The 25,667-nt window shown below is 39.0% G+C and carries 29 protein-coding genes; 17 read left to right on the forward strand and 12 right to left on the reverse strand.

Going from position 1 to position 25,667, the window contains the following annotated elements; all coding sequences use genetic code 11:
- Positions 1-62: 62 nt before the first annotated feature.
- Together Q0W04_RS05350 and Q0W04_RS05355 are read left to right on the forward strand one after the other, a co-directional pair.
- Positions 63-2,711 (forward strand): glycosyltransferase, encoded by a 2,649-nt coding sequence (locus Q0W04_RS05350; RefSeq protein ID WP_298501080.1) that lies wholly within the window; start codon positions 63-65, stop codon positions 2,709-2,711.
- Positions 2,712-2,744: 33 nt separating this feature from the next.
- Positions 2,745-3,263, forward strand: a complete 519-nt coding sequence (locus Q0W04_RS05355) for a nitroreductase family protein (RefSeq protein ID WP_298501082.1) — start codon at positions 2,745-2,747, stop codon at positions 3,261-3,263.
- A gap of 8 nt (positions 3,264-3,271) precedes the next feature.
- Here the strand turns inward: Q0W04_RS05355 and Q0W04_RS05360 are convergent, their stop codons facing one another.
- Positions 3,272-3,529 (reverse strand): hypothetical protein, encoded by a 258-nt coding sequence (locus Q0W04_RS05360; RefSeq protein WP_298501084.1) that lies wholly within the window; start codon positions 3,527-3,529, stop codon positions 3,272-3,274.
- 275 nt (positions 3,530-3,804) lie between these two features.
- Between Q0W04_RS05360 and Q0W04_RS05365 the strand changes: the two genes are divergently transcribed.
- Positions 3,805-4,095, forward strand: a complete 291-nt coding sequence (locus Q0W04_RS05365) for a hypothetical protein (protein ID WP_298501086.1) — start codon at positions 3,805-3,807, stop codon at positions 4,093-4,095.
- Here the strand turns inward: Q0W04_RS05365 and Q0W04_RS05370 are convergent.
- Entirely contained in the window at positions 4,092-4,622 is a 531-nt protein-coding gene (locus tag Q0W04_RS05370; protein ID WP_298501088.1) for a phosphatase PAP2 family protein, read from the reverse strand. The two genes, Q0W04_RS05365 and Q0W04_RS05370, sit on opposite strands and share 4 nt — an antisense overlap.
- Positions 4,623-4,722: 100 nt before the next feature.
- Between Q0W04_RS05370 and mtrA the strand changes: the two genes are divergently transcribed.
- From mtrA to Q0W04_RS05395, 5 genes are all read left to right on the forward strand, one after another.
- Positions 4,723-5,280, forward strand: coding sequence for a tetrahydromethanopterin S-methyltransferase subunit A (gene mtrA / locus Q0W04_RS05375; RefSeq protein ID WP_298501090.1), 558 nt, complete (start codon positions 4,723-4,725; stop codon positions 5,278-5,280).
- A gap of 314 nt (positions 5,281-5,594) precedes the next feature.
- Positions 5,595-5,942, forward strand: a complete 348-nt coding sequence (locus Q0W04_RS05380; protein ID WP_298501092.1) for a hypothetical protein — start codon at positions 5,595-5,597, stop codon at positions 5,940-5,942.
- Between the two features lie 8 nt (positions 5,943-5,950).
- Positions 5,951-6,328 carry a hypothetical protein gene (locus Q0W04_RS05385; protein ID WP_298501094.1) on the forward strand — a complete coding sequence of 126 codons (378 nt, stop codon included), beginning with the start codon at positions 5,951-5,953 and terminating at the stop codon, positions 6,326-6,328.
- A gap of 43 nt (positions 6,329-6,371) precedes the next feature.
- A complete protein-coding gene (locus tag Q0W04_RS05390) occupies positions 6,372-6,935 on the forward strand; it encodes a restriction endonuclease subunit S (protein WP_298501097.1) in 564 nt (187 codons plus the stop codon).
- Positions 6,936-8,597 carry an N-6 DNA methylase gene (locus tag Q0W04_RS05395; RefSeq protein WP_298501099.1) on the forward strand — a complete coding sequence of 554 codons (1,662 nt, stop codon included), beginning with the start codon at positions 6,936-6,938 and terminating at the stop codon, positions 8,595-8,597.
- Here the strand turns inward: Q0W04_RS05395 and Q0W04_RS05400 are convergent.
- The 9 genes from Q0W04_RS05400 to Q0W04_RS05440 all read right to left on the reverse strand — a co-directional run bounded on the left by Q0W04_RS05400 (position 8,587) and on the right by Q0W04_RS05440 (position 18,362).
- Positions 8,587-9,528 carry an ARPP-1 family domain-containing protein gene (locus tag Q0W04_RS05400; protein ID WP_298501101.1) on the reverse strand — a complete coding sequence of 314 codons (942 nt, stop codon included), beginning with the start codon at positions 9,526-9,528 and terminating at the stop codon, positions 8,587-8,589. The genes Q0W04_RS05395 and Q0W04_RS05400 overlap by 11 nt on opposite strands.
- 11 nt (positions 9,529-9,539) lie before the next feature.
- Positions 9,540-9,926 carry an HIRAN domain-containing protein gene (locus tag Q0W04_RS05405; RefSeq protein WP_298501103.1) on the reverse strand — a complete coding sequence of 129 codons (387 nt, stop codon included), beginning with the start codon at positions 9,924-9,926 and terminating at the stop codon, positions 9,540-9,542.
- A gap of 36 nt (positions 9,927-9,962) precedes the next feature.
- Positions 9,963-11,903: a cation:proton antiporter gene (locus Q0W04_RS05410; RefSeq protein ID WP_298501105.1), complete on the reverse strand. Its 1,941-nt coding sequence runs from the start codon at positions 11,901-11,903 to the stop codon at positions 9,963-9,965.
- Between the two features lie 70 nt (positions 11,904-11,973).
- The gene (locus Q0W04_RS05415; RefSeq protein ID WP_298501108.1) at positions 11,974-12,585 is read right to left on the reverse strand and encodes an orotate phosphoribosyltransferase-like protein; all 612 of its coding nucleotides are present in this window, start codon (positions 12,583-12,585) and stop codon (positions 11,974-11,976) included.
- A 4-nt stretch (positions 12,586-12,589) separates the two neighbouring features.
- The gene (locus Q0W04_RS05420) at positions 12,590-13,549 is read right to left on the reverse strand and encodes a Gfo/Idh/MocA family protein (protein ID WP_298501110.1); all 960 of its coding nucleotides are present in this window, start codon (positions 13,547-13,549) and stop codon (positions 12,590-12,592) included.
- A 15-nt stretch (positions 13,550-13,564) separates the two neighbouring features.
- A complete protein-coding gene (hemC, locus tag Q0W04_RS05425; protein WP_298501112.1) occupies positions 13,565-14,434 on the reverse strand; it encodes a hydroxymethylbilane synthase in 870 nt (289 codons plus the stop codon).
- 143 nt (positions 14,435-14,577) lie between these two features.
- Positions 14,578-15,996 (reverse strand): coenzyme F430 synthase, encoded by a 1,419-nt coding sequence (gene cfbE, locus Q0W04_RS05430; RefSeq protein ID WP_298501114.1) that lies wholly within the window; start codon positions 15,994-15,996, stop codon positions 14,578-14,580.
- Positions 15,989-17,848 (reverse strand): bifunctional NADP phosphatase/NAD kinase, encoded by a 1,860-nt coding sequence (locus tag Q0W04_RS05435; protein ID WP_298501116.1) that lies wholly within the window; start codon positions 17,846-17,848, stop codon positions 15,989-15,991. The genes cfbE and Q0W04_RS05435 overlap by 8 nt, the downstream gene beginning before the upstream one ends.
- 67 nt (positions 17,849-17,915) lie before the next feature.
- On the reverse strand, positions 17,916-18,362 hold the full coding sequence (locus tag Q0W04_RS05440; RefSeq protein WP_298501118.1) for a pyruvoyl-dependent arginine decarboxylase: 447 nt from the start codon (positions 18,360-18,362) through the stop codon (positions 17,916-17,918).
- Positions 18,363-18,436: 74 nt separating this feature from the next.
- On the opposite strand from Q0W04_RS05440, the gene Q0W04_RS05445 reads away from it, so the two are divergent.
- The 4 genes from Q0W04_RS05445 to Q0W04_RS05460 all read left to right on the forward strand — a co-directional run bounded on the left by Q0W04_RS05445 (position 18,437) and on the right by Q0W04_RS05460 (position 21,113).
- Entirely contained in the window at positions 18,437-18,793 is a 357-nt protein-coding gene (locus Q0W04_RS05445) for a hypothetical protein (RefSeq protein WP_298501120.1), read from the forward strand.
- 137 nt (positions 18,794-18,930) lie between these two features.
- Positions 18,931-19,329 carry a translation initiation factor IF-5A gene (locus Q0W04_RS05450; protein WP_298501122.1) on the forward strand — a complete coding sequence of 133 codons (399 nt, stop codon included), beginning with the start codon at positions 18,931-18,933 and terminating at the stop codon, positions 19,327-19,329.
- A gap of 31 nt (positions 19,330-19,360) precedes the next feature.
- Positions 19,361-20,227 carry an agmatinase gene (gene speB, locus Q0W04_RS05455; RefSeq protein WP_298501124.1) on the forward strand — a complete coding sequence of 289 codons (867 nt, stop codon included), beginning with the start codon at positions 19,361-19,363 and terminating at the stop codon, positions 20,225-20,227.
- Positions 20,228-20,291: 64 nt separating this feature from the next.
- A complete protein-coding gene (locus tag Q0W04_RS05460) occupies positions 20,292-21,113 on the forward strand; it encodes a 4Fe-4S dicluster domain-containing protein (RefSeq protein WP_298501126.1) in 822 nt (273 codons plus the stop codon).
- Here Q0W04_RS05460 and Q0W04_RS05465 read toward each other — a convergent pair whose 3' ends face one another.
- Positions 21,114-21,395: a winged helix DNA-binding protein gene (locus Q0W04_RS05465; RefSeq protein WP_298501127.1), complete on the reverse strand. Its 282-nt coding sequence runs from the start codon at positions 21,393-21,395 to the stop codon at positions 21,114-21,116.
- Positions 21,396-21,509: 114 nt separating this feature from the next.
- Here Q0W04_RS05465 and Q0W04_RS05470 point away from each other — a divergent pair, with 114 nt between their 5' ends.
- From Q0W04_RS05470 to Q0W04_RS05490, 5 genes are all read left to right on the forward strand, one after another.
- Positions 21,510-21,998, forward strand: a complete 489-nt coding sequence (locus Q0W04_RS05470) for a hypothetical protein (RefSeq protein WP_298501128.1) — start codon at positions 21,510-21,512, stop codon at positions 21,996-21,998.
- Positions 21,999-22,003: 5 nt separating this feature from the next.
- Positions 22,004-22,549, forward strand: coding sequence for a hypothetical protein (locus Q0W04_RS05475; protein WP_298501129.1), 546 nt, complete (start codon positions 22,004-22,006; stop codon positions 22,547-22,549).
- A gap of 9 nt (positions 22,550-22,558) precedes the next feature.
- Positions 22,559-23,521, forward strand: a complete 963-nt coding sequence (locus tag Q0W04_RS05480) for a zinc-ribbon domain-containing protein (protein WP_298501130.1) — start codon at positions 22,559-22,561, stop codon at positions 23,519-23,521.
- 9 nt (positions 23,522-23,530) lie between these two features.
- Positions 23,531-24,334 carry a zinc ribbon domain-containing protein gene (locus Q0W04_RS05485; RefSeq protein ID WP_298501131.1) on the forward strand — a complete coding sequence of 268 codons (804 nt, stop codon included), beginning with the start codon at positions 23,531-23,533 and terminating at the stop codon, positions 24,332-24,334.
- 111 nt (positions 24,335-24,445) lie between these two features.
- Positions 24,446-25,666, forward strand: a complete 1,221-nt coding sequence (locus Q0W04_RS05490) for a TIGR00300 family protein (protein ID WP_298501132.1) — start codon at positions 24,446-24,448, stop codon at positions 25,664-25,666.
- The last annotated feature ends 1 nt before the right edge of the window (position 25,667 follow it).

Below are 25,667 nucleotides of genomic sequence, written 5' to 3' on the forward strand. Positions count from 1 at the left end.
TTTTCCAATCCCACTATTTATATACATTCACACCTAATATTATAGCAAGGAGGATTTTTATTTTGGCGTTTAAGTTTTCAGTTGTCATGGCAATCTACAATAAAAAGGACTATGTCCGTGAAGCCATTGACTCAATCATCAACCAAAGCACTGATTTTAAAAAAAACATCCAGATAATACTTGTTGATGATAAAAGCAGCGACAATACGCTGGAAGTTCTTGAGGAGTACGCCGAAAAATATCCCAAAAACATCACGCTTATAAAAAACGAAAAAAACATGGGGCCTGCATATTCAAGAAATGAGGGGCTAAAACACGCTGAAGGAGAAATCATAAACTTTCTTGACGCCGATGATGTAATGTCTAAAAACGCTTTTCTTCATGCCTACAAGTTTCTTGAAAAGCACAAAAATATTGACATAGTTTCAATCCCTATCCAGTATTTTGGGGTTAAAAGGGGACCTCATAACCTGAATTTCAAGTTTGAAAAAAGCCAGGTCATTAATCTTTATGAAAATCCCAATTATATTCAACTTTCAGGACCTTCATCATTCATCAGAGCCCGAAAGCTTAAAAACTATTCATTCAACAACAGTCTGAAGGTTTCAGAGGATGCCCTTCTGATAAACCAGATGCTTCTGGACAATCCCAACATCGGATTTTTATCCACAGACAAATATCACTACAGAAAGGACGGATCGCAAAACTCCCTTATTACCTCGTCGTCAAACACCAGATCATATTTCACAACAAGGATAGAGGAATATTTCCTAAAGCTTATAGAATATACAAAGGAGAATTTCGGCGAGATTCCAAAATTCATCCAGTATGTGCTCATGTATGATTTGCAGTGGATTGTTGAGATAAGAAAAATCGACCATATCCTTACAGGCGCTGAAATCAAGGGCCTTTATGAAAACATCTTTGAAATACTAAAACACATCGATGAGGATGTCATCTTATCCCAGCTTTCAATACCTGCGGCGCTGAAGGCTCACGTGATACTCATGAAAAGGCATGGCTGGAGATATTTGGACAACAAGGATGATGTCGTTGACAACTTCAAGCTCAACACACTGTTTATAGACAATTTTCAGTTCATGAACAACTATGAAATCCACATCACGGGGATTTTGACAAACTTTACAAAGGATACAAAAATCATAGCCAAGGTTGACGGAAAGCAAATTGATGCAGTACCTTTAAGATATCCTCAAAGGGACAACTATTCGCTAAATTTCAATTACGGCTACAACCACTGCTTCAAGTCAATCGTTCTGTTCAGAACAAACACAAACATTTCCTTCAAGACACAGTACAACGATTTGAAAATCGAGTACAACCACACTTCAAGGCTTAACCAGTCATCCAGATTCAAGCTGTCAAAGCATGACGTTGCAATAATCGGAGACAATGACATTACAATAGTAAAGGAGAAATGGTATAAAACCTTGTTTTTGGAGTTCAAAACCACTTTGGCAATGCTTAAAAACCGCTCCCAGGGATGGATGACCGCCATATTTTTAAGACTTCTCAATGTTCTTGCATTTCCGTTTTACCTAAACAGGCATATATGGATTTTCATGGACCTGCCAAATGCTGCCGGAGACAATGCCTTTGAGCTTTTCAAATATGTAACGGCACAGAAAAATCCCGATATCAAACCCTATTTTGTTCTGGACAAGTCTCCGGAAAGCGAGTATGAATACCACTCAGGTTCAAAATCACACAAGCTTAAAAGATGGCTGGGCATCGGAAAGGGCTCAAAACAGTATGAGAAAGTCAGAAAGGTAGGAAATGTCCTTGCATACCGCTCAATCAAACACAGGCTTTTTGTTCTTTTAAGCGATTTTATCATTACCTCACACCCCGACAACGCTCTTATTTATCCGTTTTGGGGAAACTATCCGTATCTTTCAGGAATCGCCAAATCAAGAACGGTATTTCTCCAGCACGGCGTTACCAAGGACAACGTTTCAAGCTGGCTTAATGAATTTGACAAGCCTCTTGCATTGCTTGTTACAACCTCTGAAGCCGAGAGAAAATCATTTTTAAATCCTGATTACGGATATTCGCCAAAAATCATAAAGACATTGGGCTTTCCAAGGTTTGACAGCTTAAACAGCAATCCCCAAAAGCAGATTGTCATAATGCCGTCATGGAGGCGAAGCTTAGACCAGCTGTCCGCCAGCGAATTTGTCCAAAGCAATTTCTACAGGCACTTCAACGGGCTTATAAGTGACAGCGATCTGATTTCAAGACTTAACGAGGAGGGCTTTGAGGTGATATTCAAGCCTCACAGAAACCTTCACAAGTTCATTGATACATTCACTCACCATCCCGATGTCAGGTTCGATTTGGACCTTACCGACTACAGGCAAATCTTCAACTCAGCAAGCATCATGATTACCGACTTTTCATCGGTGTCCTTTGACTTTGCATACATGAAAAAGCCGGTGATATACTACCAGTTCGACAATGACTATCACTTCGATGTCGAAAGCGCATATTTCAGCTATAAGCTTGACGGTTTCGGACCGGTAGTGGACAGCCATGACGATTTGAAGGCCGAGATTCTGGAGCTTGTCGAAAACGACTGCAGGATGAATCTCATGTACAAGTCAAGGGTCAACACATTTTTCAAATACCATGACAAAAACAACTCCAGAAGGGTTTATGAAGCAATCCTTGATTTGGATGACTACTACTAACCTATTTATATTTTTCAAAACAAAGATTTAGTCATGGAACTTATTGATGTAATGTTTAAAAGAAGAAGCTCAAGAAAATTCACTGACGAACCAGTAACCAAACAGGAGCTTGAAAAAATACTTCAATCAGCGCTTCTTGCGCCTACAAGTATGAACAGAAAACCGTGCAATTTTCTTGTTGTCGAAAGGCCGGAAACATTAAAGCAATTGGCAAAGGCCAAAAATCATGGAGCCGAACTGCTTGCAGGGGCAAACAAGGCAATAGTCGTACTTGCAGATACATTTTTAGCTGACACCTGGTGTGAAGACTCATCAATTGCACTGACATATATGCATCTGATGGCAACTGATTTGGGTTTGGGAAGCTGCTGGGTTCAAATCCATCTAAGGGACAGGGATGGTGTGGATGCAGAGGAAGTTGTAAGAGACATTGTCAAAGTGGATTCCCAATACAGGATTGTTGGAATCCTGGCTTTAGGCCATGTCGATAAATTGCCAGAACCTCACACTCCCGATGATTTGGACAAATCCAAGATTCATTTTTTAATTTAAATGGTTTTTTAACCGCCATTTTCAAGACGGTTAATTTTTTCTTTTAATCTTTTGATTTTTTCGTTTAATTTTTTAATTTCTTCTTCTTTTTCAGTTATTTTTTGGTCTTTTTTGTTGATTTCTTCTTCTTTTTCAGTTATTTTTTGGTCTTTTTTGTTGATTTCTTCTTCTTTTTCATTAATTGCTTTATCCATTTGGATTATGGTGTTTTTGTAATCTTCAACCTCTTCGCTAAGCCTTTTGTATCTTGGTATTTTTTCAGTCATTTGCACTACTCCCATGTTTCTCAGGTAAATTATTATAAATCGATATTATATAAATCTATTGATTGTATAACTCTTTAATATTGCTTTAAATCAATTTTAAACTCTTGAGTAAATTTTATAGACTAAAATAAATATTCTCTTCTTGGATAAATTTTACGAAGTGGGACAATGGTTATGTCTACTGTTAACCCTTGACTAGTGACAAAATCTTTAAATATTCTCTAAAATATAAAAGACATATAGATATAACAAAATTAAATTTAGGAGTTTTTAATATGCATGTAAAAGATGTATTGGATGATTTAGGAATTAGGGTTAAACTGCCACAACATTGGTTTTCCACAGACGTTGGTGCTGAATTTGAAGAACCAATTTTGGTTGAAAATGGGGATATAATTAAAATCGAAGCTGAAAGCGGCGAAAACAAAAAGGTCATTGTCATAGATGTCAATGACGGCATGAGCGTAGTGACTGTATTTTCCGACGGAAAGGTCATAGGCGTAAAATACCTTGAAAACAAGGATGACTTTGAGTATATCGGAAAGCCATCTGATTTATACTTCTAAAACTGTTTTTTAAGTTTTAATACAACCACACCACTTATTATTCCAATTAAAGCACCTGCCAGAATGTCATGTGGGAAATGCACTCCGCAATAGATTCTTGAAAATCCGATAAGAAATCCAAAACATGCGAGCAATGCAACCAGCCATTTTTCATCTCTGAATTTCCAAACAAGAACCGTTATTATGGACAGCGTTGATGAGGTGTGGCCTGATGGAAACGAATTTGACTCCGATGGAATCGTAAGCTGGCGGACATTGTCAAGGACTGCAAATGGCCTTGGCTGGTGAACTAAAAGTTTCACACATGCGGCAATGATTCCGGATAGGATAAGTGCAATCAGACACATCTTGGCGATTTCAAGATATCTGTCCTTTTTTAAATACTTAAGCAAAATGACAGCAACAATGCATGCCGAGAGAAGTGTTACAAACCCTCCGAAGTTGGTGAGATTTGGCATTATCGCATCAAAAACCGGATTTTGCAAATCATGATTGATAAAATAGAATATTTCAGTGTCCAGATTCATTGTTATTACTTTGAGTTATATGTTAAAAATAGTTTGTCATGAAAATATTTAAATAAATTCAAGTTATATTTAAAAACATACATATTACGGAGGATTAATCATGGCTGATAAAAAAGCTCCTGCAGACGGCTGGCCTGTAATCAGCGGAGATTATGTTGTGGGCGATCCGGAAAGTCCGGTTGCCGTTACAACTCTTGCTTCTCACATCGAGGCTGAACTGACCGGTGCGGCCATTGCAGGACCATGCAAAACAGAAAATTTAGGTATAGAAAAGGTTGTTGCAAACATCATTTCAAACCCGAACATTCGCTTTTTAATCGTGACAGGCGCTGAGGTTCAGGGCCACATTACAGGCCAGAGCATCAAGGCGTTATATGAAAGCGGAGCGGATCCGGACAAAAAGAAAATCATCGGAGCAACCGGTGCGATTCCTTTTGTTGAAAATGTTCCCCTCGAAGGAATTGAAAGGTTCCAGAACCAGCTTGAAATAGTTGATTTGATCGACACCGAAGATATCGGCACAATCCAGGCGAAAATCAATGAATGTGTTGAAAAAGACCCTGGAGCTGTTGAATCAGAGCCTATAGTTATGGAAGTTGACGAGGAAAATCAAAAGATGAGAATCGTCAAGAAGGACAAAAAAGAAGCTGAAGAATAGTATTTTTTGGCTTTTTTTACTATTTTTTTTTAATTTTTGTGTTTTTGCACATTTTCACTTTTCTGCTTTTTTTTAAAAAATGCAAAACATTTATATATAACCTCGACCAAGAATATAGTATGTAGTAAGTTAGGTTGTATTTTTTTAGAAAATTTAACCAAAATAGAAAGTTTTATATACTATTGTATACAACCTATTATTACAAATTTGTATCTCATGTAAAAAAATACATTTGAAATAACAAATTTATTTCAAGAAAATGTAGTCGAACGCCACCACAGAAAGTGGAAAAGTATCAAATAGGATGTGATAATGTGAACAACCATGTACCAATCAACTGGAGCGACAAAGTAAAAAGCCTTGACGAAACCATCAGACGGGAAATCGGAATGGAAGGTGAAAGCGAGGCAAAACATATCTTGATTAAGGTTCAAACCAAATCATCAGAACCGATTGAACCTGCATTCATCGTAGGTGAAGACGACCTGTTTTTGGATCTGTTCGTCCTTTCACCGCAGGGCCCTGGAATTACCTCAACAACTGTCCTTAAGGACAACATACAAAGCATTGGGGTAATAGGAGGTGTATCCGCCGAAAAAGTGGATTCATCAGAAGTCAGCGAAGTGCCGCTTTTGGATGACGTTGACGGATTGTACCAATAGGGACGATTATGAAACGCCGGAAAAAAACCAAAAACAGCTCCTACTATGAAAGGGAGCTGCTTTTGAACAGAAAAATCAGGGAGTTTCAAAATAAGTATTACACACTTAACCTAGAATCATCACCCAATTACCAGGAAATGGATAGGCTTAGAAGGGAGATAAAATACCTGTTCTCCCTTCAGGAGCGGCAGGTATGGCAAAAATCATACAACCGCAAGCATGCTTATTTCAGCCAACTCACCTTGTTTAAATCAATGTATATGCTGTGGAAAAGGGCAACCTTTTTCACATACATAGAACAATACCACAACGTACCGCACCACATCTCAATGTGGGCAAGACACATTGGGGCAAAAATGGTTCCGAATCGGGTGTTCGGGACCTAATTTTTTATATTTGAAAACCCAAAAATATTACCAGAGGTTAAACATGAACAAAGTAAAACTGAAGGATATCGCAGAGGTCCTCTCCGGGCTTTCATACAGAAGATATCTCACAGACACAGGAGACGAACATGAAGTCATCGTCCAGAGATCAATCAAAAAGGATGGAATCCTCGATGACTTTGAAAAAATCAGACTGAAATCCGAAAGCATCAAACCACACCATTTCACCAAACCGGGAGATGTCCTGATGAAAATGCCGTATCCTTATGATGTCGTTTGTGTTGAAAGGGCCAATCTGGTGATAAGTGACAGGATTGCCGTAATCCGCTTAAGGCAAGGCCATGACCCTTCCTTTATAGCCCACATGCTTACAAACGCTCATGTAAAAAAGCAGCTTTATGAATTTGCAAGCACAGAAAGAATTCCTCACGCATCACTAAAACAGATTAAGGAGCTTGAGCTTGCAGTTCCCGATTTTGAAATCCAAAAGAAATACGGCGAGCTTCTGGATACCATCAACGAAAAGGTGGCAGAAGACATGAAGGTTGTGGTCTATGACAGAAACCTTAAGGAAGGAATCCTTAACAGGCTATGGGAGGAGCTATAGATGCCAAAATCCAACAACTATAGAATCATGCGATTGATTTCATCTAAAATCAGACGTCTCGACCCGTCCGAGGACATACAGTATCTTCTCATCTATTCATTTTTATACAAATACTGCTCAGATACCCTGAGGGATTATCTCATGAGCCTTATCCAGACAAGGGAAATGACCCTGGATGAGGCATTTCTTGACAAACAGACACGAATGGAATTCAGAGAGAAATCCCTTGAGACATTCGGATATTTCATCCATGATTCCATATATTTCATGGATGATGTTGTAAACGGAGTATTTTACATGCACAAGTTTTTCGAAGCCTTTGCAGGAAACGTGGAATTTCAGCCGGGTTCAAACTATGAAAACTATTTCTCATTTATTTTTGAAAGCGTCCACAAATCGGTCAACTTCAACAAATTCGAGTTTGAAGGAGAAAAGCATTTGATAATGAAGGACATCATCCATGGCATTTCAAGCCTTGACGTGTTTGAAGAGGAATTTCCATACTCCAGGGTGTTTGACAGGGTTTGCCAGACAAAACCTATTCTTGTAGACCACGATCCCGACTACATCAGCTACATAATATCATCAATCGTTTCATCAAATGCCGAAAGTCCTCAAACTGTATTCAATCCGTTTTTAAACGATGCATCAATGCTTGTCAATCTTTACTCAAACGGGGACTTTTCATGGGATAGGACATATGCAAAAAGCCATGACCAGATAACCTACTGCTGCAGCATTGTAAAGCTTTTGATGAATCACTTTGATTTGGATAGGGTTTACTCAGAGCTCGACACTCCTTTTGAGCCTATAAGCGATTCTGCAGTAAGCTTTGATGTTATAATGTCAAGAATTCCACCAATCACCTCAAGAAACCTAAGAAGACTTAACTTCTCTCAAAACCACAATCTTGTCAGGCAGACCCGCAAAAACGAAATCCAGGATTTGCTTTCCAAGAATTTCGACATGAACCCGGAGATGTTTGAGGACAACGACGAGCTTAAAAGCGCACTTGATAATCTGATAAGCAAGATGGATCTCGACACCCGTCCTGGATTCACAGGCCAGTATGCTTCACTTGAGCGAAGCGAATACCTCTTTTTAATCAACATGATAAACAGCCTTAAGGACGACGGAATCATGGTAGTGTCAATGTCTCAAAGCTTTCTTGTTAAAAACTCACTTGAAACACTTAGAAAATACCTTACATGTGAGAAAAACTGCATTGACGCAATAATATCCATTCCGGATGAGCTTACAAGACATTCAAGGGTAGAAGTCATTGTGGTTTTCAAAAAGCATAAACGGACAGATGACATAATATTCATTGACATGTCAAATGACTTTAAAACCAAAAAGGCGCCATACGCAACTCAGGGTGCATTTAGAAGAAACCTGATTCTTGACGAGGCCACATTAAAAAGAGTAAATGATGTCTATAAAAACCGCCAGACTGTTGAGAGGTTCTCAAATGTAGTCAAAGTATCCGAAATAAAGGATGATGATTTCAATCTCTCAATTGCAAGATACGTTGATACTTTCGAAGGCGAATTCATTGATCTTGATGATTTGAAAAACCAAAAGCAGGAAATTACGCAAAACATCGAAAGACTAAATAAAAAAATAGAAAAAATGATGGATGATTTAAACATCAGACTATGAAATCAGCCCGGCCTGAGTTCGGGTGAGCTTCATCCATTCCAAATTCCTTTTCATCACCAATCATATATGATACGTGTATTATTTCATCCTTAAAGCTGTAGAGATTTCCCAGTCCTTCCTCATTTTTAAATTCAAAGGATTTCTCAAGACCGGTTGAGCCGACTTCACTAAATTCGCTCTCACAGGCCTTTGAAATAATCTCACGTGCGGTATCGACATTGACAGTAAATGCTGAATCCTTGATTTCGGCATCGATAAGATAGCTTTTAAGAATCTTTTCATGGTATTCCGCATAGATTTCAGCGTTGAAAAAGATTTCAAAGCCCTTTACCTCACCGTCAATGATAATGACAACGCCGGTCTGGCCTTTGCAAATCTCAAATGACTTTACAAGTTCATTCAAATCTGTTTTTTTGCGCTCGTAGGTTTCGCTCATTGCTTGTGTTTTGGATGAGACATTATGGAGGCTTTCAAGTCTGTCGATTGAATTCCAGACTTCTGTTTGAACGTCCCTGTTTGATCTTCTTGCGTGTGTCTTTGCAAAGCGTGTTCGTGAGTTGAGGATATATTCTGATGGTTTGAATTCATGTTTGTATCCCCAGCGGCCGTGTTCTGTACAGTTTACAGGAATGTGCATCTCGCTTTGCGCATCTATAATGACGGTCGCATTTACGATACGGTTCTGGTCTCCTCCTATGATTTCCTCACCGTCAACCAAAAGAAGAGGGCTGACTGAGTTGTTTACTACAATAAGGGTGTTTACCTGTGGCTTTTCACATTCCTTGACTTCAACAAGGCCAAGTTCAAAACCCTTTTTAAGGGTGAGAATGTCAATGTTATAGTTTATCGGTGTTTTGATTGGAATTATTGCCATGTTTTTGTGGACCTGGGAGTCCAAAAATTCGATTTCACTTTTAAGGGCACTTATCATGCAATTGCCTCCTAGAAATGTTTTTTGATGAAATCCACATCGACTTTTGACGGATTGTCGCATAGGTAATGCACATCACTTTCGGGATTTTCAACTTCATTTATGTATTCGTCTGAGCTCAGCACTCTTGCTATTGCAGTTGATCCTGTAATGAACTGAATTCTGGCAAAATATATGTCGTTTATCTTATCATACAGTCTTCCTGCGCTCATACATCCTTTTACAACGGTTTTGGTACTGTTTGCCACATAGCCGATTTGTCCAAAATGTCTCATTTCGCATGCTATAGCTTCTGAGTCGTAATGGTTGTCGGGGTCCTTGACAAGCTTGACTATTGAGTCAATTTTCAATGGTTTGGCGCCATGCATATTGTTGAATGCAATTATTGTTATATACATATTATCACCTTGTGTATATATTGTGCTTCATTCTATTTAAATGTTTTCAAAAAACTTGTTGATGTTTTCCCGGTGGCCGATAAACAGTATCAAATCATCCTCCAGGAACTTGAAATCGGAGCCGACCTCAATGAATGTGTCCTCTCCGCGCACAACGCCTGTAACCTTCAGGTTGTTTTCCTTGAACGGCAAATCGTCAAGATGAGTATTTTCACTCACTCTTAGAGAATCGATTTCCAAATCGGTGTATTTGTAGTTGAGATATGATGAAATGTCTTCTGATGTGACGTTTCTGAATGCATCGTAGTTGTCTGATCTGAGGTCGTTTACGGCATCGGTAATCTCATCGATGTCCTTGTTGTAGTAGTCCATGATGCGTGTAAACATCATGATGCTTGTTTCAAACTCCTTAGGAATGACCTCATCGGCTCCCGCATCAATTACCTCATCAATATATTTGAGATAGCGTGTACGCACGATGATGTGAATGTCGGGATTAAGTCTTTTGGCGGCATCGATTGTCTTGAGGGTTTCCTCAAGTGTTGAGGCCGAAATGACTATGCAGAGTGCGGATGTGATGTTGAGTTCCTTTAAAACACTTTCATTGGATGCCTTTCCATAGATAATGGGAATTCCAAGAGCCTGGTTGTTTTCAACAATCACAGGATTCATGTCAACGATGCGGTAGGGAATGTGAAACTGGCTGCATGCCTTTGCCATCTGCTTTCCGTTGAGACCCATACCGACCAGTATCACATGGTCCTGGATTTCCTGTGCTTCCTCAATCTCTTCCGGCAGGGTCTTTAAATCTTCATCCACCTTGAAATAACTGATTTTTGAAAATGCCTTAACGATTTTAGGAGTCAGCTTTTCTAAAAACGGTGTGGAGGACATTGTAAGGATGCTTACTCCCAGAAATATTGAAAAGAACTCCTTTGTCATAAGCCCATATGCCATTCCTTCACGGGCAAGAACAAAAGAGAACTCTCCAATCTGGCTTAAAAGAATGGCAATGCTTATTGAAACTTTGGAGGGAAGCTTCAATGCCATTCCTGTAATGAGCGTTGCAGTAAAGTTGATTAGAAGTATTGCAGCTGTCAGTGCGATGATAATGCCGATGTTTGCCAAAAACAGATGCAGATTGACCATAAGACCGATACTTATGAAAAACAGGCTTAAGAACACGTCCTGAAATGGCTGGATGTAACCCAATGTCTGATGGGAATAGTCGGTATTTGAAATCAGAAGCCCTGCAATGAACGCTCCAAGCTCCGGTCCTATTCCAATCAGGCTTGTTGCAAATGTGGTTCCCATACAGATGAACAGTGTCAGCAATAGGAACAGATCTCTGTTTTTGGTTTTTGCAGCATCCCTGAGCGCCAGGGGAATGAACCATTTGGCTCCGACGAATATGATTGCTCCAAGTCCGACGACTTTCAAAAGAACTGTCGGAAGGGCTGCCATCTCAAGCTGCTGGCCTCCAAGAATTGGGGTTAGAAGAATCACGATGATTACCGCAATGTCCTGAAATATCAGAATACCCAGCGTTACCCTTCCCTGCTGTGAGTGGGTAATGTGCTTTTGCTGCATGACCTTCATGACGATTGCAGTTGATGAGAATGCCACAAGAAAGCTCAGAAATATTGCGCTGTTAAGGTTAAGGCCTAAAAACATTCCCAGAATGCTTATGAGAAATGTCGTTATGACTACCTGAAGGATACCTCCTATAAGGGCATAGCGCTTTATCGATGAAAATTTCTCTTCTGAAAACTCAAGACCGATAATGAAAAGCAGAAATATCACGCCAAGCTCTGAAAGGCTTGATATCAGTGTTGTGTCGTTGATGGCATGGCCAAGAACAATACCTGTTATAAAAAGGCCGATCATTGTCGGCAGCTTCAGCTTGTTGAAAATCAGCAATACGATTACCGCAGTAATCAGTATTATCGACATGTTTTGAAGTAGAATTATATTCATTTTCGCCTCTTTTAAAATCAGAATCTGAACTGTAGATGGTTGGGTTTAAAAATAAGAAAATTGTAGTAGATTATAATCTACTAACTTTAATTAGGGATTCAACAGGCACGCCTTCAATTTCCAAAAGGCCTGCTTTGTCAATAAGCACAGTAACACATGTAGGTTCTCCGCCTAAATCCTTTACTGTGTGGATTACTTCTTTGGCTGTTTTTCCACTGGTTATAACGTCATCGACGATTACAACCTTTTTGCCTTCAACACTTCCGAAGTTGGTACTGATGGTACCTTCGTCATCGCTTTCGTCACTGTCTTTTCTGTGTTTGTTCGGGTGGAAAATGGCAAGGGAAGTATCAATTCCTGTCATGTCCTCTAAAAAATCAGCCATTACAGTTGCAAATGGAACACCGCTGACTGCAATTCCGCAAACGACATCAGCTTCACCGTGTGTTAAAGCCATGTCACTTAAAGCACCTGAAACGTAACTCAAACGGGTTGAGTTTCCTCCGATGCTTTTCCAGTTGATTGCAAAGTCCACTGGTGCTTCAGCTTTCACTTCGGATTGCTTTTGAAGTGTCAGCCATCTTGCAGTGTCCATACTTACATTAAGTTCATCAGCGATTTCACCAGTGGTAAAACCGTGTTGCCTTAATTCCTGAGCCTTATCGATTAATTTCTGTTTCATATTATCACTTTTTTAGTTCATCAAAACTAATTGGTTTGTGTTCTTGAGATGATCTGTTAGCAGCAATAACCATTTTAAGAGCTTTAAGTCCGTCTTCACCGGTAATTTCAGGTTCTTCATCATTTGCAACGGCATTTAAAAATGAAGTGAGCTCTCCTTTAAGTGGTTCTTCATGTTTGATTTGAATGTCTTGAGCGAACTTACCGTATACCTCGATACTTTGCTTTATGTAGTCCACAGAGATGATTCCTGCGGTACCTGTAAGTTCAAGCTCTCTGCGTTTATATGGGGTCAGCCAGTTCACTTCAATGATTCCTGTGGATTCATTATCGAAGTTGACCATTATCTCAGCGTGGTCTTCAAATTCTGAATCGTCAAAACTGCTGTTCATTGATCCGTAAACCTGGGTAACTTCCTCTTCAAATAAGTAATTCATAATGTCTAAATCGTGAATAGCCAAGTCTATTGAAACACCTACGTCCTTGATTCTAGGTGGCAGTGGTCCTACTCTTTTTGCAAAGGCGGATACTACATCTCCAATTACGCCGTCATCAACAAGTTCCTTAGCCTTTTGAACTGCAGGGTTAAACCGCTCAACATGTCCTGTAGCAAGGATTACTCCAGCCTCTTTGGCAGCAGCAATCATTTCTTCAGCTTCATTCAATGTAAATGCGATTGGCTTTTCAACCAGAACATGCTTGCCGCATTTTATTGCTTCCATAACCACGCCATGGTGGAATGTAGTCGGTACACATACGCTTACAGCTTCAATTTCCGGGTTTTTGAGCAGTTCGCAATAATCGGTGTATCCTTTGGCACCATATTTTCTCTCTATTTTTTTAAGTGCCCTTTCACTAACGTCACTAACCGCTAAAAGGTTTGCTTCCGGTAGTTTGTGGTATACACGCACGTGGTTTTCACCCATCGCTCCTACTCCGATAACTCCTACGTTAACAGTTTTCAATTTCAATTCCTCCGTTTATACATAATCTGCAAAAATTCCGCCGATGCGCCTGCCAAGCTCAAGTGCATCTCTAATAGAACCTTTTTCAGTTTGCTCTTTAAGGATCTCTCCTTTTTGAGTTAATAATATTGAATAAATATTAAATTCATTGCCTTTCATCTGCGCTATGGAACCAATTGGCCATTGGCAACCGACACCAAGTTCCTCAAGCACCTTTTTCTCTGCAAGAACTTCCTGCATTGAAATGTAATCGTTCAGTTTGGCAATCTTGTCCTTTCTGTCATAATCCTTACGTGTGATGATGGCCAGCGCCCCCTGACCTGCCGGAGGTGTGATGTAATCAAGAGGGAATACCTGCTTTATGTATTCGGTCAGATTCAATCTTTTAAGTCCGGCTTCAGCCATTATTGTAGCATCCAAATCACTGTTCAGGGCTTTGTCGATTCTGGTTTCTATGTTTCCTCGAATCGGCTGTAGGTCAAAGTCCTTTTCATAGAGATTGCAGAATGCTTCTCGTCTAAGGCTGCTTGTTCCAAGTTTGGAACCGGCTTCCAGTTCATCCCAAGTCTTATTGGATATGAGGACTTCATGTGGAGATTCTCTTTTTGGAACCGCAACGATTTCAAGGTCCTCATCAAGTTCGCTAGGCAGGTCCTTGAAACTGTGTACAGTAAAGTCGACTTCCTCTTCCAGCAGTGCAATATCCAATTCCTTGGTAAAAAGACCTTTTGAGTCCATATTGTAAAGCTGGGAAGTGGTAATCTTGTCTCCTTTGGTTTTGATAATTTGAGTTTCAATAGATTCGCCAGTTATTCTTGTGAGGTCCTGACAGACCTGATTTGTCTGAGCAAGAGCCAGCTGACTTCCGCGAGTTCCAACAATCATTATTTTAATCTCCGAATTTTTCTTTCTAGAAAAATCAATATTTACTAGAAACAAGTTTTAACTTATAACTAGTTCTACATTGTTAATTTTTATAGCTATTTATTATTAAATGTTTCAATTTTATATGTAAAAAATAGTTAAAATTATCTCTGTGACAATTTGCTGTAATCGGACCTGTAGATGAACAGAAGATTTTTACCGTCTTTAATGGCCTTATCATAAACGTCATTATAATCTTTTATATATTCTGCATTTTTAGTCATTTTTTCGGCTATTGAAAGGCCCACGTCTCCTGTAAGGATAATTTGTGAGTTAATTGTGTCTAAATATTTTGAAACCTTGTCTTCATCTATTTCTTCACAGGTTATTCCGTAGTCTCCTCCGACTGCAATATAATAGTCGCCAGTATTTTCAATCATCGCGATGGATTGCCTTATTGCCTCAGTATTGATTCCGGGATTTATCTCTTCAATTATTGTGGAATTGCCCTTACTTCTTTTGTTGGTCCTTCCAGTAATTCCCTTAAAGTTTGCCAATCCATTTATTATCTTTTCATGGGGGATGTTTAATGATAATGCTGTTAGAACAACTCCCAAAACGTTTGAAACATGATGGTGGCCCGGTGCAAATGTTTTAAGTGAAATTTCACCGCTTATGATTTCGCCGGATTTTGTCGAAACATCTCTGTATTCCATCTCAATTTCTGTCAAATCAAGGGAATATTTCACGTTTTTGACATAAAGATTTGAAGACTTATCGTCAATTGAAAATGAGTTGATTTTCGGATGTTCGACATCAAGGTAGTATTCATCAAGGCTTTTCCTGTTGCACACAACAATGCCGCATCTGAAAACCTGCCTTTTGGCTTCGGCTGCGGTGCTTCTGTTTCTGGCAATCGGATAGTTTTCAGCTATGTTTGTCAAAAGCCCGACATCGCCTATACCGCTTGTGCCGAGTGATGATTCAAAGATTGCTGATGAGTATTTTTTAAGGTTTTCGCTTTTTACTTTGCCTTCAGCAATCATACAAATCGGATTTGCAACCTTATAGGCCAGATCAATGGTCTCCTTTATGTTTGCAGGCGTTATTGAAATGTCCTTTTTAAGAATCATTTCCCTCCCGTTTTCATATAAGATGGCGCCAAGGCTTGATAAAATAAGGGGATCATCATCAATAAGTATTTCCTTAAGCATGAATGCGCAGCTGGTCTTTCCCTTGACTCCGGTAATCTCTATTTTGTCAATGTCGTCTCCCCATCCATCCAAAATATCAAAAACAGCTTCATGATGGGTTTTGAAAGTATAGTTCAAATCGGGATTGTGTGCGGCAATCTCATCTAAGGTTAATGGGAGGTGAATTGGATAGATAACTTCCATATCTCCCCTGAAATCCTTTAAATCCTCCAGTTCAATAAGCTCAACATCATAGACCTCAAGCATTTGCCTGTCAATGTCTCCAAGGGTATTGTAGATGTCATATGCAAGGACACTTTTACCCTTTTTTGCAAGGCTTACGGCAATCTTTACGCCTCCGTGGGTTAGGTCAATCACTAATCTATTCATTATTGCACCGAGGAGTTTCGTTTAATCCGCCTTCGTTGAGTTTGTCCTTAACTTTCTTGTAGAAGTATTTGGTGGAGGTTCTTATGAAGTAGACGTCCTTTTCGGATTTCTTGAATTTGATTTCCTCTTCATATCTTGCCTCTTCGCTTCTCTGACCGTCCATAACGAACACTGCGCTTTTTCCTTTCTTAAGCAGTTTCACGGTAATCTCACTGTTGTCGGAGACAATGAACGGTCTTGCTCCAAGCTTATACGGACAGATTGGAATGATGATGAATCCGCCGACTTTAGGATCCACAATAGGTCCTCCGGCAGACATTGCATATGCTGTAGAACCGCTCGGGGTTGAAATGATGAGTCCGTCAGCCCTTACCTGCTCGATGATTTCCCCGTCCACCTTGATTTCAAAGTGAAGCATCTTTGCAGGCTGGTCGGTCATGATTACCACTTCATTTACAGCTGAGTAATTGTTGTTTTCGTGGGATACCACAAGCCTTGACCTTTTTTCCCTGTAATATGAACCCTTGAGGATTTCATCAAGGGATGTGAATGTATCCTGAACTTCGGTATCGGTTAAAAATCCGACAGTTCCCATGTTAATTCCAAAAATAGGAATTTCAGGCTTCATCTTGGATTCAGCCCTTAGAAGCGTACCGTCCCCTCCAAGGATTATTGCCATGTCGCATTCAAAGTCAAATATCGCACATGAAAGCGCATCGTAGTCAATGTTGAAGTTGATGTCCTCAAGAAGATGGGCCATCTGCGGATGCTTTTTACGGGTTTTAGCAATAGCATCTTCCAAATCGGGATTCTGCTTCAGTTCGCTCAGTTTATGGGCCAGCCTCTTTTCGATAATCACATCACGGCCGTTTCTTAAAAGGTAATCGATGATTTTTGCTGAAAAGAGAATTGACCTGTTCTGATCGATTCTGCTTATGACTCCAATTTTTGCGATTAAATCAGTTTGATTGTCATTTAGAATATCTATCAGCTGGCTGTGAAGCACCTGGTTGTTTGCCGCAACGACTATGGCTCGCTCATGGATGCTTAATTTGTTGTTTAGCTTTTCACCATACTTGTCGGTTACGATTGCTCCGGCCTCTTCAACAATAAGCTTTGCGCCGGCAATGTCGATTATCCTTGAGCCCCTGAGGTCAAGAAATGCGTCATACCTCCCGCTTGCCACATATGAAAGCTCGAGAACCACACTTCCCAAAACCCTCATTCTTCTTGCATTGTCGACAAGCTTTGACGCTTCTATTGTACTGGATTTTGTAAATCCTCCAAGGGTCATGTTGCTTATGTTTACGATGTCGCTTGGCTGAACCTGTTCGTTGTTAAGCCAGCAGCCTCTTCCCTTTTCGGCTTCAAAGAAATTACCGTTTGCAAGGTTGCTTAAAAATGCAAGCTCAACGTCATCAAGCGTAGCAAGTCTGCCGTCCGGAACGCTTGCAACAGCTATTGAAATACCGAAAGCAGGAATTTCCTTGATTGCATTTGTTGTTCCGTCAATAGGGTCAACCAAAAAGATGAACTTCGGTTTTTCATCTTCGGGAATGTCATCACGCCTGAGCTCTTCTGTTAAAGTGATGCTTCTTTTGGTTCCCTTACCCAATCTCAACTCGCCGATTTCTTCGCTAATGATATATGAGTAAACGGGAGCTTCTTTCAGGATGTGAATAACAATCTCTTCAGCGACGATGTCAATGTAGGATGTGGGAGTTCCGTCTGCACCGATTTTTACTTTGGCACCGGCTTCAGGGGTTCCGAAATAAGGTCTTGTGGCTCTGCTTACATCCTTTATGATTTCATATGCAAGGTCGGTTGCAATTTTCTTGTCTTGAGCATCCATTCTTTACACCTCTTTTTTGGTAATAATTATATTTTCATCGTTATATAAATTGGCTAAAGCATTTCCTTTAATCGTCAACATAGACTACCGAAGCAATGGCTGAAGCTATCTTTTCTACACGGGTTGTGGAATGTTTTACAATTAAATCCTTTATTTCAACTCCACGTTTGTCCATCATGTATTCAACCATCTGACGAGCCTCATCTATCAGGTCATCAGGGTTTTTGTCAATTCCTGATGTTTCGACAACACATCCAAGCTCCTCTCCGATAGCAAGCGCAACTGCTGCGGTAATTTCAGCTCCTTCAACGTCTGAAGTAACCTCTGCGAGAACGCAATTCACCATGGCTCCGGGTTTCAGGCTTGGCAAGTCAACGATTTCGGCATTTGGGCCGAGCATGCTTGATACCTTAATGAGATTGACGTCACCGATTCCGGCATCGGTGAGGGCATTGTCAAATGCATTCAGTTTTGTCGGGCCTTCGTCTTTTCCACTTACAATAGCTATCTTCATTATATCACTTATGTTAATATTTGGTGGAACATATTTATATAATGAAGTTTTAAAATAATTTTGGTGTACCTAAAATGATTTTCAACAAGTATATTTCAATGGCACTGTCAGTTCTTTTATTCATTTTGCTGGTGCTGATAATGGCTTCACTGACTCTGGTAAACAAATCCCTAAGCAGATACTCTGCTGTGGCTTTGGTATTGATTGTGGTGTTCTATTTCATCTCAAGGGCATTTTACAATTACCTGAGAAACGACAGTCAATATAAGAACAACCGCCAGATATCCTCAGACAAGAAAGGCGAAAGCTACATTACAAAAGGCGAAAGCGATTCCAAAAAGCTGTTTGTTGTAATCTGGGTAGTTGTGATTTTGGTTATGATTAGTGTGGCTCTTGGGCTCTTTTTGGTAAATAACGGATTAATTCATTAAAAACTTTTTTCATTTTATAAAAAAATCCGAAATAAACGAATACTTTATATAAAATAGAATAGATAGTTAATACTAATCTAATAATATTCCTTATTATAAGATTAAAAACCGGTTTTTATAAATTTGGAGGAAAATTAATGTCAACAAAAGTTGTAGAAATTAAAACATTAAAAGTTGGAAAATACATCGTTTTAGACGGTGAAGCATGTAAAATTAGTAGTTACTCTACTTCATCCCCTGGTAAACACGGTGCTGCAAAAGCAAGAATCGAAGCAATCGGTGTTTTCGACGGACAAAAAAGAAGTCTCGTAAAACCAGTGGACAGTAAAGTGGACACTCCTATCATCGACAAAAGATTAGGACAAGTTATCTCAATCCAAGGTGACAATGTACAGATTATGGATATGGAAAACTACGACACCATCGACTTGCCAATGCCTGAAGACTTAAAAGACGCAATCGTTGAAGGTATTGAAGTTGAATACATAGTCGCTTTAGGAAACATGAAAATAATGAGAACCAGAGGATCTAACTAGATTCTCTTAATTATTTTCACTTTTGAAAATTATGCTTTTGAATACTTATGAACCATGGAAATTTGCATTTTCTGCAGAAAATGACGAAATCGTTAATGATTCGTATGGAATAATTGGTGTTCCGTTTGATAGTACCACTTCATATCATTCCGGTTCACGTTTGGGACCAATTGTTGTTAGGGAAGCATCATTTGGTTTTGAAAAATACAATACTGTTTTTAACAAAGACCTGACCACCACCTTCTATGATTTCGGAGACGTCAATGTCGTTCCTGGAAACTGTGAGAAAACCTGCAGGATAATAGAGGACACAGTAAACGAACTTCTTGACATGGATATAAAGCCAATAATAATCGGCGGAGAGCATTCAGCCTCAATCGGCGCAATCAAGGCATTGACAGAAAAATATGAAAAACTCACAGTGATTCATCTGGATGCCCACAGAGACCTCGCATTCGAGTTTGTAGGCGAAAAATATTCTCATGCAACAGTAATGAGAAGGGCTCATGAAATGGGTGCTGATCTGGTTCAAATCGGAATAAGATCATCTTCAGAAGACGAGGAGCTTTTCGTAAAATCCACATACAACATCCAGACATTCAAAAACAAGGAAACCCACAAGCACATGGATGCGCTGGAGTATTATCTCACCAATATCGACGGTCCAATCTACATTTCAATAGACATGGATGTGGTTGACCCTGCAATAGCGCCAAGCGTTGGAAATCCTACTCCAGGGGGCTTAAGAGTTTCTGATATTGAAATTATTCTTGAAACTTTGTCCCACAAAAATGTGGTGGGCATTGATGTTGTTGAAACCGCAACCAACAAGTTAGGTGAAAACACTGCAGTTCTTGCAGCCAAAATAATCTATGATTTTTTAACATTGGTGGAATAACTTTTTTTACTCTAAAAAGTCTTTCATGATAAAACTTAGTATCTTGTTTTGAAATATGTTAATTATGGACATCAAGGCACCAATTATAATGGAAACGATTTTTATTGCAATAGCGGTTATAGTCTATACTTTAACTTCAAACACGTTTTTCATATACAATTTCCTATATATCGGAACAGCTATTTCGCTAGAATTATTCTTAATGGCTAAAAACAAGAGTTATGCAAGAAACATTATAATGCTTGCGGTTGGTTCATACATCCTAATCTATGTTGGAATAATGGGCCATGAAAACATGTTGATGTCAGGTTTTTGGTATTATCTTTTTTCAGGCGTTTTTGAAGCGGCAGTAATTCATTATTTAATCGCAAAGATAGCAGGGCCATTCCTTTTTGGCCGTGGATGGTGCGGATATGCCTGCTGGACAGCAATGATTCTGGATCTGCTTCCATATAATACTTCCCAAAACGAAAGAAAAAATTGGGGATATGTAAGATACATATTGTTTGCTTTAATATTTTGCTTTGTAGCCGGATTATTCATATTTAAAGTATCTGATTTGGACCTGATAATGTTTTATCTCTTTATAATTGGCAATATCATTTATTATGCTGTCGGAATTGTTTTGGCATTTAAACTTAAGGATAATCGTGCTTTCTGCAAGTATGTATGTCCAATTACAGTATTTTTAAAGATTTCAAGCTATTTTTCAATTTTAAGAGTAACTGTCGATAAGCAAAAATGCATTGAATGCAACAAATGCATCAAATCATGTCCGATGGATGTGGACATGATGAATAATTCAAAAAAAAGGGTCAACGGTACGGAATGCATTTTGTGTCTCGAATGTGTTCATTCATGCAAGCAGGATGCCTTAAAGGTATAGCTAATCATCACTATATTCATTTTCAACTTTATCCAGGTAGTATTTGCCTTTATCGGTGATGCTGTAGAATCTGTATCTTTTGTCATCCTCGTTGAGGCATTCCACAAGTTCCGCTTCTTTTAAAGTTTTTAGATATTTAGAGACATGATTGCTGTTGTCTTTTATGTCTTTGCTGATTTTTGAAGGAATTTTGTCTTCCTTTTCAAGTGATTTTAGCACGCTTATTCTTTTTTTGGACCTTGCAAGTAAAGATATTATGCTCATGTCATCTTTTTTGCTCATATTTTTTAGTTTATTCATTGGCTATTTTATTGATATGTATACGATAGTAGCATGCTAATAGCAATGTTTATATGAGGTGCATATCCTATATATTAACATTGAAGGTGAAAGTCCATGAACAAAAAAATTTTCATTTTAATCTTGGTTGTCATCATTGCATTGTGTTTGATAATGCCAATAACTTCCACTCAGGATTTCGATGGGAATTTCACGATGGAAGTCCCATTTGGCAGCCATTACTCCAATGTTGCTTGGTGCAGGGCCAATGGTGCATTGGGCTGTGCGGACGAATATTGGGAAGAGAATGCCGGCTGCGATTTGGATGAAAATGAGATGGTAGTTTATTACTATGATGATTCTTTACTTGGTGATGGCGAATCAAATGTATTGCAGTATGCAGTTGATGATTTGACTTATACATATCTGTATGAAATTCATAATGATGATGAAAATTCTTTGGTGCTAAAAACAGATTATTCCATGCACAATACTCCCACATATCTCGTTGGTAAAGTGAATGGCGATGCAAGCAAAGTCGTTTTTGTTGGTGGTCATAACCTTGATGATTTGATTCATTATGCAAATACTATAAAATTTAGGTGAAAAACATGTTAGTGAGAAATTTAGACTTTTTGTCAATTCCAAAGGAATTTTCAAAGGTGGAAGTTGAAATTTACAACAACCAATCAATTGCTTTAGTCTACATTGAAGGAAAAGGATATTCTCTGGTTTTAAAGGAAGACGAAAATATTGACTCAGTATTTTTGCTTAAAACAGATATTCTTCCAAACAATGTCAATGAACACTCAGACAGGCAGGATTTCATTAATGTAATTAAAATGCTTCTTGATAGAATCTACAGTGCTTCAGATATTAAAGAATATGAAAAGCAGCATCAGGAACATGTATTCTTAAGACTGATGGACTTGTTGAACGAGGGTACTGAAGTGGTGATGATTTCAGAAGAAACTTCTAAAACATATACTGATATTGAGAAGGGGTTCATGAAGCTTGAAATCGATATCATGGAAAACAAAATCAATTCCCTAAACTCTTCAATTGCGGATGTCTCCAGTGACCTGCAGTCTACCGTAAATAATATCGAAGAAAAGGATTGGGGAAACAGAATCAGAAAAACAATCAATCAGCAATAGGTGTTAATGATGGTTAAATGTAGTAATTGTGGAGCGGAAGTTGTTGGATCTGACTTTTGCTTTAACTGTGGAGAAAAGGTAGAAAGATTTGAAAGCGATTCTGGCATTTGCCCAAAATGCGGTGCAAAAAACTCCAAAGACACAAATTTCTGCGTCGAATGTGGGTACAAATTGGCCAACGGTGCTTCAGTATCATTCAAAAAGCAGGAATGGAATGCAAGACGTAATGAAATTCTTGAAAGATACGATAAACTTGCAGAGGAATTCGGCATTAAGGATGAGGATTATTTCTTGACAAGTGTTCGCAGATTCAACAAATTGGAACAAGGAACATCAAAGCACAGAACCCTTAATGCGCTTTTCACTGACAGGTACCTGTTTGATTCAGCAGGAATTCCGTTCATGAATGTTTCCAAGGCATTTGGTAATGAAACAATGATTGATGGATTTTTCATGATAAAGGATGATAAGTTTGTGTTCATGGAAATCGACAACAGGGACTGGGAAAAGGTCAATGCAGGAATAAACAATTTCTATTTCGACAAAATCGTTTCAATGAGGGTAACCTTAGGTCTTGGAGATGAAAGCAGATATGAGGACATCACTAAAAGAGCCCCAACATCTGCACATGACATCAAAAGGGTCATACAAAACGATATCCAATCACTTAAAGCAACTAGATTCAAGGATTTGATTGCAAACAATGACAGTGCAGACATGTTTGACAGACTGTTAATAAAGCTTGTTGACAACACATTCTATGAAATCAGACTTCCAAGCTACAAGTTCGGTCAGAACCTGATTGAACTTTTTGAAAGCTTAAGAAATCAGCCTCAAAAGGTAGTCATTGAAAATCAGACTGCAGAAATGACAAAAGCTCAGCAAATTAAGGAATTCCAGGAATTGCTTGAAAGTGGTGCAATAACCCAAGATGAGTTCGATCAGTTTAAAAAGGATTTATTGTTTGGTTAGGTGCAGAATATGGTTAAATGTAGTCGTTGTGGGGTTACTGTTGATGATTCATTTAATACATGCCCCAACTGTGGAAATTCATTTGAAGAATCACAAGAGGCGCCTGTCGAATCAAAGGATGAAAAAGTATGTGGCAATTGTGGAGCTGCACTGAAAGATGATGTAACATTCTGCTCTTCCTGTGGTTCAAAAGTTGAAACAGATAATGGCAACAGATGCAAGGGTTGTGGCTCTGAAGTGCCTGAAAATGTATTGTTCTGTCCGACATGCGGAGCTAAAGTGGAACAGAAACAACCACCTAAAGTGGTTAAGACCTGTCCTAACTGTGGTTTCCCTATAGATGATGAAAATCCATTCTGTCAGGAATGCGGAACCAATCTTGAAACTGGTTCAAAGCCAATAATCGAAAATAAGGGGTTCGTCGATAAAATTGATTTGAATTCAATCATAAAGCCGACAATAATTTCATTGGTGGTTGCTTTAGTATTGTCTTCAATAGGGCTCTTGATTGGATTTTCATGGCTTTCATTCATTTTTGCGATAATTCTTAGCGCAGGATTTTTTGCAGGTCTTGTTGACAATGAAGCCAACGCTACCATAATGGGTTTGATTGTGGGTTTGCTTTTAGGACTATTGGAAAATCCGTTGGTCGAGTTTTGGTATGGGGGTTTTGTAGCAGGAGTCTATGACTGGATTTTTGGAGGACAAATAATTCTTCTAATCATCCTTGGAATTGTCTGTGCATACATTTCAAATATTTATCTGAAAGATAACATTCAGAACATTGCAGGAAAATATTTGACTTGGATTTAATATTTTAAATGAAAATATTATTCAGATAATATTTTCAAATTTTCTTTTTTTCAATACCATTAAATATCACCATAACATAAATCTATAATATTAACTATTGGAGCAAATATTATGAATAAAAGAACTATAGAGCTTTCAGGCCATATTATCGACTCATTGACACTTACAAAAACAATGGGCATAATCATGGACAAAGGCGGAGAATTTGACATTTTGGAAATCGATGTTGGACGTAAAAAATCAGATGTAAGTAGAGCTAAAATCGAAGTTTCTGCAGATTCTCCCGAGTTATTGAATTCAATTTTAGATGAATTGTCTGTTCTTGGTGCATCCATAGATGAAATCAAAGAGGTCAAACTGGTGGCATCAACAAAAGACAAGGTTGCTCCTGAAGGTTTTTATTCATCATCTAATCATACAACTCACATCTACTATAAGGGAAACTGGATTCTGGTTGAAGAGATTGAAATGGACTGTCTGGTTGTAGTTGATGAGGAAGCCGAAAGGGCTTTTGTAAAGCCAATAGCCAATGTAAAGGCAGGGGACATGATTGTTGTGGGCCTTGACGGTGTAAGGGTAACTCCACCTCACAGATCAAGGGACGAACAGCAGGTGTTCGAGTTCATGAACAGTGAAGTATCTTCCGAAAAGCCTCTGATGAACTTAATCAATGGAATCGCCAAGGAAATGAAGGAAATAAAAGCCAAAGGCGGAAAAATAGGAATCGTCGGAGGACCTGCAATCGTACACACCGGTTCAGGAAAATATCTCGCATCCTTGGTTAAAGAGGGATACATTGATGTTATCATGGCAGGTAACGCCCTTGCTACCCACGATATAGAATCCAATCTTTTTGGAACTTCTCTTGGTATCGAGGTGGAAACAGGAAAAATCGTTGCTCACGGCCATACCCACCATATGAGGGCAATCAACAAAATCAACAATTCCGGTTCCATTCAAAAAGCAGTTGAGGACGGAACACTGACAGGGGGAATAATGTATGAGTGCATTAAAAATGACGTTCCATATGTTCTTGCAGGTTCCATCCGTGACGACGGACCTCTTCCGGATGTCATAACCGATACTGTTGAAGCCCAGAAGCTAATGAGAAAGTATGCCCAGGAAGTGGACATGGTCATAATGATTGCAACAATGCTTCATTCAATCGCTACAGGAAACCTGCTTCCTTCAAGAGTCAAAAGCATATGTGTAGACATCAATCCGTCTACAGTTACCAAACTGTCCGACAGGGGCAGCGCTCAGGTTGTAGGTATCGTAACCGATATCGGTACATTCCTGCCGCTTCTTTATAATGCTTTACATGGAGACTAGA

Source organism: uncultured Methanobrevibacter sp., from assembly GCF_947170395.1.
Lineage (GTDB): Archaea > Methanobacteriota > Methanobacteria > Methanobacteriales > Methanobacteriaceae > Methanocatella.